Origin of the sequence: Roseomonas sp. KE0001 (genome assembly GCF_016107285.1) — a bacterium.
Taxonomy (GTDB): Bacteria; Pseudomonadota; Alphaproteobacteria; order Acetobacterales; family Acetobacteraceae; genus Pseudoroseomonas.
On the sequence record NZ_RCVQ01000002.1, the window covers coordinates 363,039 to 381,691 of the forward strand.

Annotated in this window: 18 protein-coding genes; 6 read left to right on the plus strand and 12 right to left on the minus strand. The window is 74.2% G+C overall.

From position 1 onward, the window contains the following. Positions 1 to 62: 62 nt before the first annotated feature. The 3 genes from D9598_RS05245 to asnB are packed head-to-tail and all read left to right on the plus strand — an operon-like array spanning position 63 to position 3,875. Positions 63 to 1,013, plus strand: coding sequence for a glycosyltransferase family 9 protein (locus tag D9598_RS05245; RefSeq protein ID WP_198365342.1), 951 nt, complete (start codon positions 63 to 65; stop codon positions 1,011 to 1,013). Then, positions 1,010 to 2,095 (plus strand): glycosyltransferase, encoded by a 1,086-nt coding sequence (locus tag D9598_RS05250; protein ID WP_232476911.1) that lies wholly within the window; start codon positions 1,010 to 1,012, stop codon positions 2,093 to 2,095. The genes D9598_RS05245 and D9598_RS05250 overlap by 4 nt, the downstream gene beginning before the upstream one ends. A 19-nt stretch (positions 2,096 to 2,114) precedes the next feature. Continuing rightward, positions 2,115 to 3,875: an asparagine synthase (glutamine-hydrolyzing) gene (gene asnB / locus D9598_RS05255; protein ID WP_198365343.1), complete on the plus strand. Its 1,761-nt coding sequence runs from the start codon at positions 2,115 to 2,117 to the stop codon at positions 3,873 to 3,875. 22 nt (positions 3,876 to 3,897) lie between these two features. On the opposite strand, the gene der is transcribed toward asnB, so the two are convergent. Beyond that, positions 3,898 to 5,232, minus strand: a complete 1,335-nt coding sequence (gene der, locus D9598_RS05260) for a ribosome biogenesis GTPase Der (protein WP_198365344.1) — start codon at positions 5,230 to 5,232, stop codon at positions 3,898 to 3,900. 157 nt (positions 5,233 to 5,389) lie between these two features. On the opposite strand from der, the gene D9598_RS05265 reads away from it, so the two are divergent. Next, on the plus strand, positions 5,390 to 6,364 hold the full coding sequence (locus D9598_RS05265; protein WP_198365345.1) for a tripartite tricarboxylate transporter substrate binding protein: 975 nt from the start codon (positions 5,390 to 5,392) through the stop codon (positions 6,362 to 6,364). A 45-nt stretch (positions 6,365 to 6,409) separates the two neighbouring features. Here D9598_RS05265 and D9598_RS05270 read toward each other — a convergent pair whose 3' ends face one another. The 6 genes from D9598_RS05270 to D9598_RS05295 form a co-directional block, all read right to left on the minus strand. Next, on the minus strand, positions 6,410 to 7,345 hold the full coding sequence (locus D9598_RS05270; protein ID WP_198365346.1) for a calcium-binding protein: 936 nt from the start codon (positions 7,343 to 7,345) through the stop codon (positions 6,410 to 6,412). A 110-nt stretch (positions 7,346 to 7,455) separates the two neighbouring features. Continuing rightward, on the minus strand, positions 7,456 to 8,793 hold the full coding sequence (locus D9598_RS05275; RefSeq protein ID WP_198365347.1) for a PQQ-like beta-propeller repeat protein: 1,338 nt from the start codon (positions 8,791 to 8,793) through the stop codon (positions 7,456 to 7,458). Next, a complete protein-coding gene (locus tag D9598_RS05280; RefSeq protein ID WP_198365348.1) occupies positions 8,793 to 9,443 on the minus strand; it encodes a tetratricopeptide repeat protein in 651 nt (216 codons plus the stop codon). Before D9598_RS05280 ends, D9598_RS05275 begins: the two co-directional genes overlap by 1 nt. 108 nt (positions 9,444 to 9,551) lie before the next feature. Further along, the gene (locus tag D9598_RS05285; protein ID WP_198365349.1) at positions 9,552 to 10,118 is read right to left on the minus strand and encodes a histidine phosphatase family protein; all 567 of its coding nucleotides are present in this window, start codon (positions 10,116 to 10,118) and stop codon (positions 9,552 to 9,554) included. Continuing rightward, on the minus strand, positions 10,118 to 10,777 hold the full coding sequence (locus D9598_RS05290; RefSeq protein WP_232476912.1) for a glutathione S-transferase family protein: 660 nt from the start codon (positions 10,775 to 10,777) through the stop codon (positions 10,118 to 10,120). The genes D9598_RS05285 and D9598_RS05290 overlap by 1 nt, the downstream gene beginning before the upstream one ends. A gap of 69 nt (positions 10,778 to 10,846) precedes the next feature. Next, positions 10,847 to 11,779, minus strand: coding sequence for a ribose-phosphate pyrophosphokinase (locus D9598_RS05295; protein WP_198365350.1), 933 nt, complete (start codon positions 11,777 to 11,779; stop codon positions 10,847 to 10,849). Positions 11,780 to 11,966: 187 nt separating this feature from the next. On the opposite strand from D9598_RS05295, the gene D9598_RS05300 reads away from it, so the two are divergent. Both D9598_RS05300 and zigA read left to right on the plus strand, forming a co-directional pair. Further along, positions 11,967 to 12,644, plus strand: coding sequence for a DUF1826 domain-containing protein (locus tag D9598_RS05300; protein WP_198365351.1), 678 nt, complete (start codon positions 11,967 to 11,969; stop codon positions 12,642 to 12,644). Next, a complete protein-coding gene (zigA, locus tag D9598_RS05305) occupies positions 12,641 to 13,852 on the plus strand; it encodes a zinc metallochaperone GTPase ZigA (protein ID WP_198365352.1) in 1,212 nt (403 codons plus the stop codon). Before D9598_RS05300 ends, zigA begins: the two co-directional genes overlap by 4 nt. Positions 13,853 to 13,889: 37 nt before the next feature. On the opposite strand, the gene D9598_RS05310 is transcribed toward zigA, so the two are convergent. From D9598_RS05310 to rfaD, 5 genes are all read right to left on the minus strand, one after another. Then, positions 13,890 to 14,858 carry a hypothetical protein gene (locus tag D9598_RS05310; protein WP_198365353.1) on the minus strand — a complete coding sequence of 323 codons (969 nt, stop codon included), beginning with the start codon at positions 14,856 to 14,858 and terminating at the stop codon, positions 13,890 to 13,892. Between the two features lie 87 nt (positions 14,859 to 14,945). Beyond that, the gene (pgeF, locus tag D9598_RS05315; RefSeq protein WP_198365354.1) at positions 14,946 to 15,716 is read right to left on the minus strand and encodes a peptidoglycan editing factor PgeF; all 771 of its coding nucleotides are present in this window, start codon (positions 15,714 to 15,716) and stop codon (positions 14,946 to 14,948) included. Then, the gene (locus tag D9598_RS05320) at positions 15,713 to 16,702 is read right to left on the minus strand and encodes a class I SAM-dependent methyltransferase (RefSeq protein ID WP_198365355.1); all 990 of its coding nucleotides are present in this window, start codon (positions 16,700 to 16,702) and stop codon (positions 15,713 to 15,715) included. The genes pgeF and D9598_RS05320 overlap by 4 nt, the downstream gene beginning before the upstream one ends. A 53-nt stretch (positions 16,703 to 16,755) precedes the next feature. Then, positions 16,756 to 17,589 (minus strand): prolipoprotein diacylglyceryl transferase, encoded by an 834-nt coding sequence (lgt, locus tag D9598_RS05325; protein ID WP_198365356.1) that lies wholly within the window; start codon positions 17,587 to 17,589, stop codon positions 16,756 to 16,758. 10 nt (positions 17,590 to 17,599) lie between these two features. Further along, entirely contained in the window at positions 17,600 to 18,592 is a 993-nt protein-coding gene (gene rfaD / locus D9598_RS05330; RefSeq protein WP_198365357.1) for an ADP-glyceromanno-heptose 6-epimerase, read from the minus strand. Positions 18,593 to 18,653 lie beyond the last annotated feature (61 nt).

Consider the following 18,653-nt stretch of genomic DNA (forward strand, 5'->3'; position numbering starts at 1 on the left):
GGCCCCTTCGGCGATCCGCGTCCGGCGTGCTAAGCGCGCGCCGGACACATGAACACGATCCCATGCGCATCCTCTTCGTGACCGCCACCCGGATCGGGGATGCGGTGCTCTCCACCGGCCTGCTCGACCATCTGCTGCGGCAGTATCCCGCCGCGCGGATCACCATCGCCTGCGGTCCGGCGGCGGAGGGCATCTTCACCCGCATGCCGAACAGGGAGGCCACCATCGTCCTCACCAAGCAGAGCTTCTCCCGGCACTGGCTGTCGCTCTGGCGGCAGGTGATCGGGCAGAGCTGGGATCTGGTGGTGGACCTGCGCGGCTCGGCCCTGTCCTGGATGGTGCGGGCGCGGCGGCGCGCGGTGATGCGCGGCGGCCGGCGGGCGGGGCACCGGCTCGGCCATCTGGCGGCGGTGCTCGACCTCGACCCGCCGCCGCCGCCGGTCGCCTGGTTCGACGCGGCGGACGAGGCCCGCGCTGCCGCCCTGCTGTCCTCCCCCGGCGGGGCGGCGGGCGGGGGGGCGGGCGCGGCGCCGCTGCTCGCCCTCGGCCCCAGCGCCAACTGGGCGGGCAAGGTCTGGCCGGCGGAACGCTTCGTGCAGCTGTTCCAGGCCCTGGCGGCGCCCGGCGGACCCCTGCCGGGCGCCCGGCCGGTGGTGCTGGCCGGGCCCGGCGGGACGGAGGCGGCCATGGCGGCGCCGGTGCTGGCCGCCCTGCCCGGCGCGGTCGATCTGGTGGGGCGGTTGAGCCTGCCCGAGGCGGCGGCCGTCCTGTCCCGCTGCCGCCTCTTCATCGGCAATGATTCCGGGCTGATGCACCTCTCGGCCGCCGCCGGGACGCCGACGCTCGGCCTCTTCGGCCCCACCCCGGCGAGCGAGTACGCCCCGACCGGACGCTGCGCCGGGCCGGTGCTGGCGCGCGGCGCGCCGGGCCAGGCGCCGATGGAGGCCCTGCCGGTGCGGGATGCGCTGGAGGCCGCCACCGGCCTGCTGCGCCGCTGCGGCGGGGCGGCATGACCGGCGGGGCGCCGTTGCGCGTCGCCCAGGTCATGGCCGGCGCGGCGATGGGCGGCGCCGAGGGCTTCTACGAGCGGCTGACGCTCGCGCTGCACGGCGCCGGGGACGCGGTGCTGCCGGTGATCCGCCGCGATCCGGCGCGGGCCGCGCGGCTGACGGTCCAGGGCCTGACACCCTTGCAGCTCCGCTTCGGCAACTGGTGGCTCGACTGGATGACGCGGCCGCGCCTGCGCCTCGCCCTGCGCGGTTTCGCGCCGCGGGTCGTGGTCTCCTGGATGAACCGGGGCACCCGCTTCACCCCGCGCGGCCCCTGGACCCTGGTCGGCCGGCTCGGCGGCTACTACGACCTGAGGTACTACCGCCATTGCGACCATCTGGTGGGCAACACGCGGGACCTGGCGCGCTGGATCGCGGCGCAGGGCTGGCCGGCGGAGCGGGTGCACTACCTGCCGAATTTCGTCGACGACATGCGCGGCGCCCTGCCGGCGGAGCTGGACCTGCCGCCACAGCGGCCGCGCCTCCTGGCACTCGGCCGGCTGCACCGCAACAAGGGCTTCGATATCCTGCTGCGCGCCCTGCCGGAGGTGCCCGGCGCGGTGCTGGCGATCGCCGGGGAGGGGCCGGAGCGGGCGGCGCTGGAGTCGCTGGCGCGGGAGCTGGGCGTGGCCGGGCGGGTGCGCTTCCTGGGCTGGCGGCAGGATGCCGGGGCGCTGCTCGCCGCCTGCGACGTCTTCGTCTGTTCCTCCCGCCACGAGCCGCTGGGGAACATGGTGCTGGAGGCCTGGAGCGCCGGCCGGCCGGTGGTGGCGGTGGCCGCGCAGGGCCCCTCCGAGCTGATCCGCGAGGGCGAGACCGGCCTGCTGGTGCCGAAGGAATCGCCCGCCGCCCTGGGCCGCGCCATCGCCGGCCTGCTGGCCGATCCCGGCCGCCGCGCCGCGCTGGCCGAGGCCGGCCGCGCCGCCTATGACGCGGACTTCGCCGCGGCGCCCGTGCTTGCGCGATGGCGCGGCTTCCTGCAACAGGTGGAGCGGCGGCCGGCCTCCGGCGCCGCGCCCGCGCGACCGGATGCCCCGGCGGGGTGACGACGAAACGGGGATCCCTATGTGTGGCATTGCCGGCCTGATCCTGAAGCCGGGACATGTCCCGGACGCGGCCCTGCTGCAGCGGCTGACGGCGGCGCTGGCGCATCGCGGCCCGGACGGGGCGGGGCATCACGTCGCCGCCAATGTGGCGCTGGCGCATACCCGGCTCGCCATCATCGACCTGGCGACCGGCGACCAGCCGCTCTTCGCCGGGCCGGCGGCGCTGGTCGGCAACGGCGAGATCTACAACTACCGCGAACTGCGCGACGAGAACGCCCTGGTTTGCGCCACCGGCAGCGACTGCGAGCCGCCGCTGCACCTCTTCCGCCGGGACGGGATGGCCTTCGCCGAGGGGCTGCGCGGCATGTACGCCCTGGCCATCCATGACCGCGCGGCGCGGCAGGTGGTGCTGGCGCGCGATCCCTTCGGCATCAAGCCGCTCTACACCGCCGAGGCGATGGGCGGCATCGCCTTCGCCTCCGAGCCGCAGGCGCTGATCGCCGCCGGGCTGGTGGCGCCGCGGCTGCGCGCCGAGGCGCGGAACGAGCTTCTCCAGATGCAGTTCACCACCGGCGCCGAGACCATCTTCGAGGGCATTCACCGGGTGCTGCCGGGCGAGACCATCGCCATCGCCGAGGGGCGCGTGCTGGAGCGCCGCCTCCGCCCCGCCCTGCCGGAAGGCGGGCCCGAGGCGATCGGCGAGGCCGAGGCGCTGGCGCGCTTCGACGCCGCCTTCCAGGACAGCGTGGCGCTGCACCAGCGGAGCGACGTGCCCTACGGCATGTTCCTCTCCGGCGGCACCGACAGCGCCGCCGTGCTGGCGATGATGGCGCGGCTGAACACCGCGCCGGTCACCGCCTTCACCGCCGGCTTCGACGTGAAGGGCGCGGCCGACGAGCGCGAGCGCGCCGCCGGCCTGGCCCGCGCCGCCGGCGCGCGGCACCGGACGGTGATGGTGGGCGAGGCCGATGTCTGGCGTCACCTGCCGGAGATCGTCGCCGGGATGGACGACCCGGCGGCCGACTACGCCATCATCCCGACATGGTTCCTGGCGCGCCGGGCGCGGCAGGAGGTGAAGGTGGTGCTCTCCGGCGAGGGCGGCGACGAGATCCTGGGCGGCTACGGCCGCTACCGCGCCGCCATGCGGCCCTGGTGGCTGGGCGGCAAGGCGCCGCGCACCCGGGGCGCCTTCGACCGGCTGGACGTGCTGCGCCGGCCGCCGACCGGCTGGCGGGACGGCATCGCCGCCGCCGAGGCCGCCGCCGCCCTGCCGGGCCGCAGCCGGCTGATGGCGGCGCAGGCGCTCGACATCGCCGACTGGCTGCCCAACGACCTGCTGCTGAAGCTCGACCGCTGCCTGATGGCGCATGGCGTCGAGGGCCGCACCCCCTTCCTCGATCCCGGTGTCGCCGAGGCCTGCTTCCGCCTGCCGGATGGGCTGAAGGTGCGCAAGGGGGCCGGCAAGTGGCTGCTGCGCGAATGGCTGGCGCGGCACTTCCCGGCCGCCAAGCCGCACCGGCCGAAGCAGGGCTTCACCGTGCCGGTCGGCGCCTGGATCGCCGGCGCGGCGGAGCGGCTGGGGCCGCTGGTGGCGGCGCAGCCGGGCGTGGAGGAGATCGCCCGGCCCGAGAAGGTGGTGGCGCTGTTCCGGGCGGCGGCCGGCAAGCGCGAGGGCTTCGCCGCCTGGCACCTGCTGTTCCACGCGCTCTGGCACCGCCGGCATGTGGAGGGCATCGTGCCGCGGGGCGAGGACACCTTCGAATACCTGGCGGCGCGGTAGCGGCGCCCCGGTAGCGGCGGCCTCAGTCCTCGACGAAGGGGTTCTTGCCGCCGCGCGCGTGCAGCCGGACCGGAACGCCGGGCATGTCGAAGGCCTCGCGGAAGCTGTTCACCAGATAGCGGCGATAGTCCTCCGGCAGGTCCTCGGCCCGCGGGCCGAAGACCGCGAGCGTGGGCGGCCGCGCCTTGGGCATGGTGGCGTAGCGCAGCTTGATGCGGCGGCCATCGGCCAGCGGCGGCGTGTGGCGGGCGACGGCGGCCTCGAACCAGCGGTTCAGCTCGCCGGTCGGGATGCGCCGGTTCCAGCGCTCCATCACCTCGCGCACCGCCGGCATCAGCCGGTTCACGCCCTTGCCGGTCATGGCCGAGAGCGGCACGACGCTGATGCCCTTGAGCTGCGCCAGGGAGGCGGTGAGCACGTCGTCCAGCGCGCGGCGGTTGGCCGGGCGGTCCTCCACCGCGTCCCACTTGTTGAGGGCGATGACCACGGCGCGGCCCTCGCGCTCGGCCAGCCGGGCGATGCGGAGGTCCTGCTCGTCCATCCCCAGCAGGGCGTCGAGCACCAGCACCGCCACCTCGGCCTCCTTCAGCGCGCCGATGGTGGCGCCGACCGACATCTGCTCCAGGCTCTCGCTGATGCGCGCCTTCTTGCGCATCCCGGCGGTGTCGACGAGGCGGACGCGGCCCACCTCGTCCTCCCATTCCACCGCCACGGCGTCGCGGGTCAGGCCGGGCTCGGGGCCGGTGATCATCCGCTCCTCGCCCAGCAGGGCGTTCAGCAGGGTGGACTTGCCGGCGTTCGGGCGGCCGACGATGGCCAGCCGGAGCGGCCGCTCACGGTCGCGCGCCTCGGGGTCCTCCTCCTCCGGCAGCATGGCGGCGGCGGTGGTGTAGAGGTCGGCGATGCCCTCGCCATGCTCGGCCGAGATCGCCACGGGGTCGCCGAGGCCCAGCTCGTAGGCCTCCATCGCCGCCAGGCCGCCGCCGCGCCCCTCGGTCTTGTTGGCGACCAGCAGCACCGGCGCCGGCTGGCGGCGCAGCCAGGCGGCGAAGGCGCGGTCGGAGGGGGTGAGCCCCGCCCGCGCGTCGATGACGAAGAGCACCAGATCGGCCTGCCGCACCGCGACCTCGGAGCTGGCGCGCATGCGGCCGGCGACGGTGTCGGGCGGCGCCTCCTCCAGCCCGGCGGTGTCGAGCAGCAGCACGTCGCGGCCGCCGAGCCGCGCCACGACCTCCTTGCGGTCACGGGTGACGCCGGGCGTGTCGTCCACGAGGGCCAGCCGGCGGCCGGCGAGGCGGTTGAACAGCGTGGACTTGCCGACGTTGGGCCGGCCGATGATCGCGATACGGGGGAGCATGATGCGCGGGGCTTTAGCCCGGAACGGGGTCGGGGGGAAAGGAATCCCTCCGTCCCGCGGCGAGAAGGGCCAGGCGCGGGGGCCATCCGGCCATCTGGCGAAGAGAAGCGGCGGCTGGCATCCTGCGGGCAAAACAATTCCGAGGAGCCTCCAGGAGATGACCCCGACCCGCCGCCTGCTGCTCGGCGCCGCGCCAGCCGCCCTGCTCCCGCTCGCCATGCCGCGCCTGGCCCGGGCCCAGGGGAACAGCATCACCCTGCTGGTGCCGACCGCCCCGGGCGGCAGCACCGACTTCGCGGGGCGCCTGCTGGCCGAGCCATTGTCGCGCCGCCTGGGCCAGCCCGTGGTGGTGGAGAACCGCGGTGGCGCCAATGGCGCGCTGGCCACCGGGGCGGTGGCCCGGGCCCAGCCGGACGGCGCCACGCTGCTGGTCCAGTACGCGGGCTATCACGTCGGCACCCCGGCCATCATTCCGGACCTCGGCTATGACGTGGTGAAGGACTTCACGCCGCTCAGCCTGCTGATGGAGGCGCCGCAGGCGGTCTTCACGCATCCTTCCGTCCCGGCGAAGGACATGGCGGAGCTGGTGGCCCATGCCAAGGCGCATCCCGGCCAGCTCAACTACGCCTCGGCCGGCAATGGCTCGATCCAGCACCTGGGCACCGAGCTGCTGAAGCAGCGCGAGGGGATCGAGATGACCCATGTCTCCTATCGCGGCACCGGGCCGGCGATCCAGGACCTGATCGCGGGCCGGGTGCAGGTCTTCCTGACCACCCCGCCGCCGCTGATGCCCTTCGTGCGCGAGGGCAAGCTCCGCGCCCTGGCCATCGCCGCCGAGACGCGCCATCCCGCCCTGCCGGAGGTGCCGACCATGGCCGAGGCCGGCCTGCCGGGCTTCCTCAGCCTGGCCTGGTTCGCCGTCTTCGCCCCGGCCCGGCTGCCGGAGGACAAGGCGCGCCGGCTGGTCGGGGCGATCGAGGCGGTGACGCAGGAGCCGGACTACCAGCGGCGCGTGACGGAGCAGGGCGGCTTCGTCCGCCGCCAGAGCGGCGCCGAGCTGGGCCACCGGGTCGAGGAGGAGCTGGCGGAATGGCGCCGGGTGGCGCGCGAGGCGGGCATCAAGGCCGAGTAAGGCGGGGCCGGCCGCGCCCCGCCTCGGCCCCCCCGCCTCATGCCGTCAGTTCCAGAGATCGGAGCGCGGCGGCACCACCTCGTCATCGACGCGCAGCTGCAGCCGCTCGAAGCCGCGCACCAGCGTGCCGGTGGATTCGAAGGTGAAGGCGGCGCCCCAGCCGGCCTGCGGCGTCGCCAGGAAGTCGCGGAAGGCGAGGATCTCGGCCTTGTGGGCGGCGAACTGCGCGCCGGTGAGGTCGAGGATGAAGAGGTCATGGCCCGACTGGCCGTCGAACAGCGCCCGGCCCTCGGCCAGGGTGTAGGTCAGGCGGTCGTCGCCGTCGCCGGCATAGACGGTGTCGTTGCCGCCGAGCCGGGCGATGATCCGGTCATCGCCGGAATCGCCGGTGATGAAGTCGTCGCCCAGACCGCCATTGATCTGGTCGTCGCCGGCGCCGCCATGGATGCGGTCATTGCCGTCGCCGGCGTTGATCGTGTCGTCGCCGTCGTCGCCGGTGATGAAATCGTCGCCCTGGCCGGCGGTGAGGGTGTCGTGCCCGCCGCCGCCGTGGAGGGTGTCGTCGCCCTGGCCGGCGCTGATCGTGTCGTCGCCCTCGCCGCCGGTGATGAAGTCCTGGCCCCGGCCGGTGCGGATGACATCATGGCCGGTGCCGCCATGCACCGTGGAGGGGCCGGTGGCGCCGCTGAAGTTGATGTCGTCATCCCCCTCGTCGCCGGTGGCGAAGTTCCGCCCGCTGCCGGAGGCGTGGAGGATGTCGTTGCCGGCGCCGCCGAAGAGGCTGTTGTTGCCGTCGCCGCCGAGCAGGGTGTCGTCCCCTTCGCCGCCGCCGAGGCTGTCATCGCCCGCGCCGCCGAAAATCCAGTCATGGCCGCCGCCCGCCCAGACGCTGTCGGCGCCGACGGTGCCCCAGACCTCATCGGCGGCGCCGGTGGTCTGCCAGGCATAGACGCCGGGCGTGCCAAGGATGAGCTTCACCATGTCGAGACCTTCCGGAAGAGGAACGTCTCGATAATGAGATTATTTTACGACTTGTAAACGATTTTCTGCTGCTATCCGCCGCGGGACCCTGTGGGCCCCGCGGCGAGGAATCAGCGGAAGGCCATCAGCGTGCCGTCGTCGTCGAGCAGCAGCAGCGTGGCCTGGGCGACGGCGCCCGGCAGGGTCGCCGGGCCGCGCAGCCGCAGGCGGCCGCTGACGGTGCCCTCGGCCGGATCGACCAGCAGCGCCTCGCCGGCGCTGGAGGGCAGGATGAGCCGCCCGCCCGCCAGGATGGGCGCCGCGAAGCTGGCCGGTTCGTCGCGCCGCTCCTGGCCCGGTGGCGGGGCGTTGAGGTCGGTGATCCAGCGGATCCGGCCATCCTCGCGGCCGAGCGCCAGCAACTCGCCGCTGGCGCCGATTAGGAACAGCCAGTCGCCCACCGGCAGCGGCGTCTCGGTGCCGCCCACCTCGCGTTCCCAGAGGCGCCGCCCGGAGCGCAGATCGACCGCCATGGAGGTGCCGCCCATGCCCATGGCATAGACCCGCCCGTCCTGGATCACCGGCAGGCCGCGGATGCCGGTGATCTCGCCCAGCCCGCCCAGGCCCTGGCCCGCCAGGCTCTCGGACCAGAGCAGCTGGCCATCCGCCGGGCGCATCGCGACCAGCTCGCCGGAGGGGAAGCCGGCCACCAGGAAATCGTCCTGCACCGCCGGCGCCGGGAGGCCGAGCGGCACCGCCGTCGCCGCCTGGGCGCGGTAGTTCCAGAGCGCGCGCCCGTCCTCGGCCGAGAAGGCCAGGAGCTGGTTGTCGATGGTCGGCACGAAGACCCGGCCGCCCGCCACGGCCGGGGCGCCGCGCGCCGGGGCGGCGAGGCGCTTGCGCCAGCGCGGCTGCCCGTCGGCGGGGTTCAGCGCCAGAAGCTCGGCCATGCCGGTGGCGACGAAGAGCAGGCCCTGGTCGTGGCTGCAGCCGCCGCCCACGGCCCCGGTGCTGTCCTCCTCGGGCCGGGTGTCGAAGCGCCAGCGCCGCCCGCCGCCCGCCAGATCGAAGGCGGAGACAACGCCATAGGCATCGACGGTGAAGACCGTGTTCTCCGCCACCACCGGGCCGGCGGTGATGCGCCGGCGATAGCCACTGCCGGTGCCGGCCGAGGCGCGCCAGGCTTCCGCCGGCTGCCCGGCGAGGGCCGCGTGGCCGGGGCTGTGGGCGACATTGCCGCCGGGCTGCGGCCAGTCGGCCCGGTCCGCGGCCGGGGGCAGGAGGAGCGGCTGCCCCGCCAGGGCGGGATCGGCCGCCAGCTCCCGCCGCGCTGTCAGGATCGAGCGCCGCTCGCCCGGCAGCTTGGTCTTGGCCTCGCCGAAGAGGTCGTCGAAGGTGGAGCACCCGGCCAGCAGCCCGGCACCGCCCAACAGCGCCGTGCGGCGCGTCCAGTTCGTCCTGCCTCGCATCAGACCCCCAATCCCGCCGCCAGACGGCCCGCCCGGTCACGCAGGCCGCGCGGGGCGGTCACGTCGTTGGCCAGGGCCTCCAGGGTACGTTTCGCTTCCGTCGTCTCGCCGCGGCGGATCGCCAGCAGCGCCTGCATCTCGCGCGCCGAGGCCTGCCAGGCGCTGTCGCGCCGCGCCAGCGGCTCCAGCCGCGCCGCCAGCGCCGCCGGGTCCTGGCTGTCCAGCCCGTGCAGCGCCCACATCAGGCTGGCCAGGTCGCGATAGATCTGTGGCGCCGCCTGATCGGCGGCCAGGGCGTCCCACAGCGCCAGGGCTTCCTCCCGCTGGCCGGTTTCCGCCTTGAGCGCGGCGGCGCGCAAGCGGGCGAGGACCCGGTAGCCCTCCGGCGCCGTCGGGACCAGCATGGCGAAGCGGTCGGCCGCGGCCCTCAGATCGGCGCCCTGCGCCTCGGCGGCGGCGCTGGCCTGCAGGAAGACGATGGCGGCCTGATCGGCCTGCCGCTGCTGGTACCAGCGCCAGCCCTGCCAGCCGCCGATGCCGATCAGCGCGAGAAGCGCGATGCCGGCGAGAATGGCGCCATAGCGGGCGCCGAGCTGCCGGGCCCGCTCGGCCCGCAGCTCCTCCTGAACTTCGTCGAAGATATCCGGCAAGGTATCCGGCCTCTGTGAAAAGCGGGCCGGACCATAGCCGCAGCGGCGCGCCACGTTAAGGGGAGGCGGGCGGCGGGGCGGAATCCCCCCACCACGCGGGCCCGGCCGTCAGCCCAGCGGCAAGGGGTCGAAGCTCCAGGCCGTCTCGCCCGGCCGGGGCGGCGTCACCCACATCGGCAGGGCGTTGGGCGTGCGCACATTGGGCGCCAGCCCGGCCTCGGCGCGGAAGGCGCGCCAGAGCGCGCCATGCGCCACCACCAGCACCGGCCCGGGCAGGGCGAGGCAGTGGTTGATCGCCGCCACCGTCCGCTCGCGCAGGGCGGGGAAGCTCTCCGCCCCCTCGGGCGTGAAGCGGCCCTCCACCCAGTCGTCGAACCAGCCCGCCATGGGCTGGCCCTCCTGCACGCCGAAGGAGACCTCGCGCAGCGGCTCATGGATCCGCACCGGCAGGCCGAGCGCCGCCGCCACCGTCTCCGCCGTGCGGCGGGCGCGGCCGAGCGGCGAGGAGACGATGGTGGCGATGGCCTTGCCCTTCAGCGCCTCCGCCGCCCGCTCCGCCTGGGCGATGCCGACCGCGTTGAGCGGGATGTCGACGTTGCCCTGGCTCAGCCCCTGGGCGTTCCAGTCGGTCTCGCCATGGCGCAGGAACCAGAAGGCGGCGGGGGTCAGCGGCATCAGGCTGACAAGCCCTCGGTGGCGAGGGTGCGCTGCACGGCGGGGCGGGCCAGCATGCGCTCGAAATGCGCCGTGATGCGGGGCGGCACCGGCATGCCGACGCGCCTGATCGCCCAGAAGGAGACGAAGAATAGCGCCGCGTCGGCCACCGAATAGCCGCCGGGCAGCAGCCAGTCCTGGCCGGCCCAGAGCTTGTCCAGCGTCTCGAAGCCCTTGCTCGCCAGGGCCTTGCCCTGTTCGATCACCTTGGGCTGGTCGGCCTCGGTGGGGGTGAAGTTGGCGGCGCGGAACTGGCGGGTGAACCCCTGCGGATGGATGGTGCCGCAGATGTAGTCCATTGCCTCGAGGCAGCGGGCCTGCGCCTCGACGCCCTCGGGCCAGAGGCCGGCCTGCGGGTTGGAGGCGGCCAGGTAGAAGGCGATGGCCGGCCATTCGGTCAGCACCGAGCCGTCCGGGCGCTGCAGCGCCGGCACCTTCGCCTTGGGATTGACCGCCTGGAACTCCGGCTTGTGCTGCGCGCCATCCTTCAGCGCGACCAGCACCGCCTCATAGGGCTGGCCGATCTCCTCCAGGATGACGTGGATGCCGAGCGAGCAGGCGCCGGGCGAGTAGTAGAGCTTCATGGTGTCGTTCCCCCACAGGATGGCGGCGACGAACATCGGCGGCGCGGGGCCGGGGTGCAAGGGGGGTAGGGGCGGCCCAGGCCGGGATGGCCTGGGCGCGGCGGTTCAGTTGAACAGGGTGGAGACCGAGCTTTCCTCGGAGATGCGGCGCACCGCCTCGGCCAGCAGCGGCGCGATGGTGAGCTGCCGGATGTTGGAGGAGACGCGCACCGCCTCGGTCGCCTGGATGCTGTCCGTCACCACCATCTGCTCGATCGGCGCGGCGCCGATGCGGGCGACGGCGCCGCCGGAGAACACGCCGTGCGTGACGTAGACCGAGGCCGAGCGGGCGCCGTTCTTCAGCAGCGCCTCGGCGGCATTGCAGAGGGTGCCGCCCGAATCGACGATGTCATCGACCAGGATGCAGTCGCGGCCCTCGACATCGCCGATCACGTTCATCACCTCGGACACGCCGGCGCGGGGGCGGCGCTTGTCGATGATGGCGAGGTCGGTGTGCAGCCGCGCGGCGATGGCGCGCGCGCGCACCACGCCGCCGACATCGGGGGAGACGACCATCAGGTCGCGGCCCTTGTAGCGCTCCAGGATGTCGCGGGCGAAGAGCGGCGCGGCGTAGAGATTGTCCACGGGGATATCGAAGAAGCCCTGGATCTGCCCGGCATGCAGGTCGAGCGTCAGCACGCGGTCGGCGCCGGCCCGGGTGATCAGGTTGGCCACCAGCTTGGCGCTGATCGGCGTGCGCGGCCCGGACTTCCGGTCCTGGCGGGCATAGCCGAAATAGGGGATCACGGCGGTGACGCGGCGGGCGGAGCCGCGCTTCAGCGCGTCCAGCGTGATCAGCAGCTCCATCAGGTTGTCGTTCGCCGGATAGGAGGTGGATTGCACCACGAAGACATCCTCGCCGCGGACGTTCTCGTGGATTTCCACGAACACTTCCATGTCGGCGAAGCGGCGGATGGAGGCCTGCGTCAGCGGCAGGTTCAGCGCGGCGGCAACGGCCTCGGCGAGGGGGCGGTTGCTGTTGCAGGCGACGATCTTCATGGGACGCGGCATCTCCGGGCGGCGGGGACCCCAACGGCCCCTGGGGGGAGGATCGGGCCCGGCGAGGAACGGGCGCGTGGTAGCAACGTGACGGTGCGATGTCTATCGCCCCGCGGCGCTTCGGCATGCGGCGGCCGCGGATCGGGGCTGCGCTTGCGCTCAAAATGAAATGTTATAACATATCTAAATGGCCCTGACCTGCGAGACCTTCCTCGACCCTCCCGGCCCCCGGATCGCACCCGGATCGTCCCCGGCCGGCCGGCCCTCCGTGGTCGCCGGCGCCACGCCCGAGGCGTTGCTGGGCATCCTGCGGCCGGGTGTCCAGCTCGCCATCTGGGACCGGCCGCTGCCGGCCCCCCTGCGGCGGGGCGCGGCGACCCTGTGCGCCGCGCCCTTCGCCGCTGTGCTCGAGGCGCCGGTCGCGGATCTCCTTCCCGCCCTGGCGTGCCGCCTGCCGCCCGGGGCGCCGCAAAGTCTGCTGCCGGACATTCATGGGCTGGCGCTGCTCTTCGCCGGCCTGACGGACCAGACCCGGCTGCGCCTGCGGCTGGAGGTGGTGGGGGATGCGGCCTGCCGGCGCTTCCATGTCGATGCCGTCTCCCTCCGCCTGCTCTGCACCTATCGCGGCCCCGCCACGGAGTGGCTGCCGCTGCCGGGCGGCGCCGCCGCCGCCCGGGCCCTGCCGGAGCCGCCGCCCGTGCCGGCGCAGCGCCTCGGCACCGGCGCCGTCGCCCTGCTGAAGGGCGAGGCCCATCCCGGTCAGGCCGGCATGGGCTGCATCCACCGCTCGCCGCCATGCCCGCCCGGTGGGCCGGCGCGGCTCCTGCTCTGCCTCGACGAACCCGGACGGATCCCCCTGCCATGACCCTCGCCCCCGCCAGTCCCGCCTCCCTCCTGCCGGTCACCGTGCTCTCCGGCTTCCTCGGCGCCGGCAAGACCACCCTGCTGAACCATGTGCTGGCCAATCGCGAGGGCCGGCGCGTCGCGGTCATCGTCAACGACATGTCGGAGGTGAACATCGACGCGGCGCTGGTGGCGCAGGGGGGCGGCCTGTCGCGCACGGAGGAGAGGCTGGTCGAGATGAGCAATGGCTGCATCTGCTGCACCCTGCGCGAGGACCTCATGGCGGAGGTGGCGCGCCTGGCCCGTGAGGGGCGCTTCGACGCCCTGCTGATCGAGAGCACCGGCATCGCCGAGCCCATGCCGGTCGCCGCCACCTTCGACTTCCGCGACGCGGAGGGCCATTCCCTGTCCGACCTCGCCCGGCTCGACACCATGGTCACGGTGGTCGACGCCGCGACCTTCCTGCGCGACTACGGCAGCACAGAATCGCTGCGCCAGCGCGGCGAGGTGGCGGGGGAGGCGGATGACCGGCTGCTGGTCGACCTGCTGATCGAGCAGGTGGAGTTCGCCGATGTCATCGTCGTCAACAAGATCGACCTGCTGGAGCGGGAGGAGGCGGGGCGGCTGGCGGCCCTGCTGCGCGGGCTCAACCCGGGCGCCGAGATCATCCCCGCCCGGCACGGCCGGGTGCCGCTCGGCAAGGTGCTGGAGACCGGCCGCTTCGATTTCGCCCGCGCCAGCCAGGCGGCGGGCTGGGCACAGGCCCTGTCCGGCCCGCACCGGCCCGAATCCGAGGAGTTCGGCATCACGAACTTCGTCTGGCGGGCGCGCCGGCCGCTGCATCCGGCGCGCTTCAAGGCCTTCATCGAGGGGCCGCTGCCGGGCGTGCTGCGGGCCAAGGGCTTCTTCTGGCTGGCCAGCCGGATGGGCTGGGCGGGCAGCTGGCAGCTCGCCGGCAGCATCGGCCGGCACGAGGCCGCCGGCTTCTGGTGGGCCGCCACCGATCCGCGCCACTGGCCGACTGAGCCGGAGTGGCGGGCCCGGGTGATGGCGGCGTGGCGCGAGCCCTTCGGCGACCGGCGGCAGGAGATCGTCTTCATCGGCATCGACATGGACGAGGCGGCACTGCGCCGCGACCTCGACGCCTGCCTGCTGGGGGAGGCGGAGCTGCACCTGGGCGAGGCGGGATGGCGGCGCCTGCCCGACCCCTTCCCGGCCTGGGAGCGCTGAGCTTCAGGGTGGCTCCCCGCTTCCGCCGGTTGCCGCCCTAGCCGGCGCGGCCGCGCGGGGCGGGCGGCGGCGGCTCGGGCGGCGCCGCCGCCGCCGCCGCGGGCTTCGGCGCCTCCTCCGGCGGCAGCACGGCGTTCTGCAGCACCTCCCGGATGCCGCCCGCCGCCTGCTCGGCGACCACATAGGCGACGTCGCCCCACAGGCCGTTCAGCGTGCCGCGCGGCACCTCGTTCAGCTGCACCACCCGGCCCAGCTCGTGGCCATCGCGGCGGGAGACGATCCATTGCAGCTCGATGCGCTGCTGGCCCCCCGGCACGTCCACCGCCTTGACATCGCCCTGCACCGCGTAGGTGGCGCCCTCGGCGCCATCCTGCGGCAGGTAGCCGAGCTTGATCAGGAAGTCGCGCATGCGGGCGTTCAGGCTGGTGTTGCCGTCGCCCGGCGCGCCCTTCACCCCGGCGAGCCGGATGCGCATCGGCCCCTTGCCGGCCAGGGCGGCGGGGTCGCTCGCCTTGCGCGCCGCCTCCACCCGGCCGAGCAGCTCGGCCACCGCCGGCGCATCCGCCACGGCCACCGCCTTGAACTGCGCCGCAGCCTCGCCGCCCCAGAGACGCAGCGGCACCGCCTGGCCCTCGGCGGTGCCGAGCGAGACGCCATCGGCATCGCGCAGCTCATAGCGCGGACGGACCGCCTGCCCCTGCCGCTCGGCGGTCACGGTCAGCGGCCAGTCGAGCGGGTTGGGATCGGTGGCGGCGGCGGGCACCTCATTGGCCTGCAGCGCCTCGGCCAGCTCGCGGGCGAAGGCCTGCGCGCCGGCATCGGTCAGCAGCGCCTGCTGCGGCGGCGGCACGGCGATCCGGTAGGCCGGCGGCAGCACCAGCCGCGGCGCGGCACCGCCCGGATTGCCGGCATAGGGCCGCATGTCGACGCAGGCGGCGAGCAGCAACACGGCCGGCAGGAGCCGCAGCAGCCGTGCCGCCTGGCGGCAGCGGTCAGACCAGCGCAAGGCAGGACACCAGCAGGGTCAGCGCGAAGAGGAACAGGAACATCACCATGTAGGGCATGGGGGTTATCCGGGGGGCAATCCGGGGTGTCATCCGGGCGGGGCGATGGCGGAGAGCTGATGGCCGATCGGCCCCTCGCCGGCGAGGGTGCGTCGCCGGTGGCTGAAGAAACGGTCCGGCTCGGCCAGGGTGTCGGCCTGGACCACCGCCACATGCCCGGTGCCGGCCGCGGCGAGGCGGGCGGCACAATAGCCCGCCAGATCGAATTGCCAATGCCCCGGCCGCGAGGCGGCGGTGAAGAAGCGCTCATCCGCCGCCGCGTGGGCCAGCACGGCCTCGCGCAGGTCGGCGCCCACCTCATAGGAGGGCTGGCGGATGCAGGGGCCGACCACGGCGGCGATGCGCGCCCGCCGCGCGCCCAGCGCCTCCATGGCGTCCAGCGTCGCCTCCAGCACGCCGGCCACGGCGCCGCGCCAGCCGGCATGGGCGGCGCCCACCACCCCGGCCGCGCGGTCGGCGAAGAGCACCGGCCCGCAATCGGCGGTGACGATGCCGAGCGCGAGGCCAGGCCGGTCGGTGACCAGCGCATCGGCCTCGGGGCGGCGGGCATTGGGGACCGGCGCGGTCACGGTGGCGACGGTGATGCCATGCACCTGGTGCGCGCCGGAGAGCGCCGCGGCGGGCAGGCCGAGCGCCGCCATGGCGCGGGCGCGGTTGGCGGCCACCGCGTCCGGGTCGTCGCGGCCGGAGAGCGAGCAGTTGAGGCTGGCGAAGCCGCCGGTGGAGACGCCGCCGCGGCGGGTGAAGAAGCCGTGCGGCAGCCCGTCCAGGGCGGGGTCGGTGAGGAATTCGGCGCTCATGCGGTCTCGAAGCCCGGAAGGGGTGGCAGGCCAGGATGGCGGAGGCCAGGGTGGCAAAGCGCCAGGGCCTTGAACAGCCGGCCCATGCCCTCGGGGGCGATCAGCCGCTGCGCCGCGGAAAGCTGCATCCCGGCGCTCTCCGGCCTGGCCCGGGCCAGCATGGCGGCGCGGGTGACGAGGCCGAGGGATTGCAGGAAGATCCCCTGCGGCAAGGGCCCGGCCGTGACGGCGCCGCCGGCGCGGGCGGCGGCGGCGATCGCCGCGAAATCGACATGCGCGGTCAGATCCGCCTCGCCCGGCGCCGCCAGCGGATCGGCGGCGGCATGGCGGGCGAGGGCCTGCAGCGAGTCGCCGAAGCCGCTCTCGGCCGGCCCGTAGTCGAGGAACAGCGCGGCTCCCCCCTGGGCGGCGAGCCGGGCGCCGAGGCCGGCCGCCAGGGCCAGGGCGGCCTCGCCGACCTCCCGCACCGCGCCCTCGGGCGCCGCGTCAGGCAGGGGCGGCGCGTCCTCGGCCGGGCCTTCGACGAAGGCGCCGCCTTCCACGAAACGCTCCCGCCAGGCGCCGCCCCGGCGGACGAACTGGCGGATCGGCAGGGCGTCGAGGAACTCGTTTCCGAGGATCAGCGCGGGGCCGGGCGGCAGGCCCTCGGTCGCGTCGTGCCAGGTCGGGGCGGCGTCCGCCAGACGCGCGGCCTGGGCGGCGCGCAGCACCGGACTCTGCTCGACCAGATGCAGCCGCAGCGCGGCGCGGAAGCCCGGCATGACCTGGGCGATGGCGCGCAGCGCATCGGCCATCAGCGTGCCGCGCCCGGGGCCGAGCTCGACCAGCAGCACCGGGTCGGGCCGGCCCATCCGCTGCCAGAGCACGGCGGTCCAGAGGCCGAGGCATTCGCCGAAGGCCTGGGAGATCTCGGGCGCGGTGGTGAAGTCGCCGGCCGCGCCGAAGGGATCGCGTCGCGCGTAGTAGGCGGCCACGGCGCGGGCCATGAACCGGTCGAGGCGCTCCGCGCCCGCCCTGGACGCCGGGGCCACCACCGGCGTCACGCCCGCGCGCTGGCGGGTTCCGCCGCCGGGTCGGGCCGCGCCGCGATCATCAGCCCGAGGCCGATCAGCACCATCGGGATGGAAAGGAGCTGGCCCATGGTGGCGCCGCCCCCGGGGAAGCTGAAGAGGAAGCCGAGCTGCGCATCCGGCTGGCGGAAGACCTCGCCGATCATCCGCGCCACGCCATAGCCCGCCAGGAAGGCGCCGGCGACGAAGCCCTTGCGCGCCCGCAGGCCGGGGACGCGGACCAGCATCTGCAGCAGCACGAAGAGACAGGCGCCCTCCAGGAAGGCCTGGTAGAGCTGGCTCGGATGGCGCGGCTCCGGCCCGGCATGCGGAAAGACCATGGCCCAGGGCACGTCGCTGACGCGGCCCCAGAGCTCGCCATTGATGAAGTTCGCCAGCCGGCCGAGGAACAGGCCGATCGGCACCACCGGCGTCAGCCGGTCGCCGAAACGGCGGAAGGAGAGGCCCTGGTTGCGGCAGTAGAGATACATCGCCAGGACGACGCCCGCCGCGCCGCCATGGAAGGACATGCCGCCCTTCCAGAGATACAGCGCCTCCCAGGGGGCGGAGAGGTAGTGGTCGGTCTGGTAGAACAGGACATAGCCGAGCCGCCCGCCCAGGATCACGCCGAGCACCGCCCAGGTCACGAAGTCGTCCACCTGCTGCGCCGTCGCCGCCACCGGCGGCAGGGCGGCAAGCCGGCGCATCAGCCGCCAGCCGATCAGGATGCCGGCGATATAGGCCAGGGCGTACCAGCGGATGGCCAGGGGCCCGATCTCGACCAGCACGGGGTCGATGGCGGGGAAGGGGATGGCGAGCAGCATCCGGCGGCCTTCAGCGATAAGGGTCGGGCTGGGTGAGGAAGTCCCGCACGTAGCGGCGGACGCCGTCCTCCAGCGCCGTCGCGGTGCCGTCGAAGCCGGCGGCGCGCAGCCGGTCCATCCGCGCCTGGGTGAAGTACTGGTACTTGCCGACGAGGTCGACCGGCATCTCGATGAAGGCGATCTCCGGCGTGCGGTCGAGCGCGGCGTAGATCGCGCGCGTCAGGTCGAGGAAGCTGCGCGCCGTGCCGGTGCCGACGTTGAACAGGCCGGAGACGTGGCGGTTGTCCAGCAGCCAGAGCATCACCGAGACGCAGTCATCGACATGCACGAAGTCGCGCAGCTGCTCGCCGTCGGCGATGCCCTCGCGGTCGGAGCGGAACAGCGTGGCCGGCGCGCCGGTCATGATCTGGCGGAACTTGTGCAGCACCACGCTGGCCATGCGGCCCTTGTGGAATTCGTTCGGCCCGTAGACGTTGAAGAACTTCAGGCCGGCCCATTGCGGCGGGGCCGGGTAGCCGCGCCGCAGCAGCTCGGCGATGCGCCGGTCCGTCGCGTGCTTCGACCAGCCGTAGAGGTTGAGCGGGCGCAGGCGGGCCAGATGCTCCGGCGCCGCGTCATCGTCGAAGCCCTCGGCGCCGTCGCCATAGGTGGCGGCGGAGGAGGCATAGACCAGCGGCACGCCGGCCTCGGCGCACCAGGCCCAGAGGCGCAGCGTCAGGGCAAGGTTGTTCTCCGCCACCAGGTCGCCGTCGCGCACCGTGGTGTCGCTGATGGCGCCGAGATGCAGGATGGCGTCGAGCTTCGGCCGGCTGTCCAGATAGGGCCAGAGCTGCTCGGGATGCAGGATGCCGGCGATGTTGTGGCGCGCCAGGTTGCGCCACTTCTCGCGCCCCGGCTCGCCGCCGCGCAGCCGGTCGCAAACCAGCACCTCGGCGTCGCGTTCACACAGGGCGGCGACGAGATTGGAGCCGATGAAACCGGCGCCACCAGTGACCAGATACATCGTTGTAGCCTTCCGCGACGGTGTGGAGCGGGAGGGAATGGTCGCCCGCCGGGCGCGCCGG